The sequence below is a fragment of the Pseudomonas sp. USHLN015 genome (assembly GCF_037153275.1).
GTDB classification, from domain to species: domain Bacteria; phylum Pseudomonadota; class Gammaproteobacteria; order Pseudomonadales; family Pseudomonadaceae; genus Metapseudomonas; species Metapseudomonas tohonis.
In genome coordinates this window covers 1-538 of sequence record NZ_JBBCKP010000031.1, presented here as the reverse complement: position 1 = coordinate 538, position 538 = coordinate 1, and the positions used below count along the sequence as shown (strand labels likewise).

The 538-nt window shown below is 64.5% G+C and carries 1 protein-coding gene; it reads left to right on the top strand.

What is annotated here, in order from left to right; all coding sequences use genetic code 11:
* Positions 1 to 519: transposase (locus WFQ67_RS30205; protein WP_337059005.1), on the top strand; the 519-nt coding region annotated here is incomplete at its 5' end.
* Between the last annotated feature and the right edge of the window lie 19 nt (positions 520 to 538).

Below are 538 nucleotides of genomic sequence, written 5' to 3'. Positions count from 1 at the left end.
CTGGAAGTGGCCGATGCCAGCGTCCAGGCCTCGATCCAGTCGGTGCTGGAACATGTCGGGCAGGAGATCGAAGAGACCCTCAAGGCGATCGACGACCACATCGACAACGACCCGGATCTGCGCGGCAAGCGCGACCTGCTGACCAGCATCGACGGGATCGCCGACAAGACCGCCGCCCTGCTCCTGGCGGAGCTGGGCGACCCACTGCGCTTTGCCAACAGCCGCGCCGTCACTGCCTTTGCCGGGCTCAATCCGCGGCTGCAGGAGTCCGGGAACCACCGGGGACAGACGCGCATCTCCAAGACGGGCTCATCGCGCCTGCGGGCCGGCCTGTTCATGCCCGCGATCAGCGCCCTGACGTACAACGAGGCGATCAGGGCCCTGAGCGAACGGTTGAGGGCGAAGGGCAAGACCGGCAAGCAGATCGTCTGCGCAGCGATGCGCAAGCTGCTGAACATCGCCTATGGCGTCTTGAAATCGGGCCGGCCATTTGACGCAAAACTGGCCCTTGCTCACTAGGAATCAAGACGGTATCTAC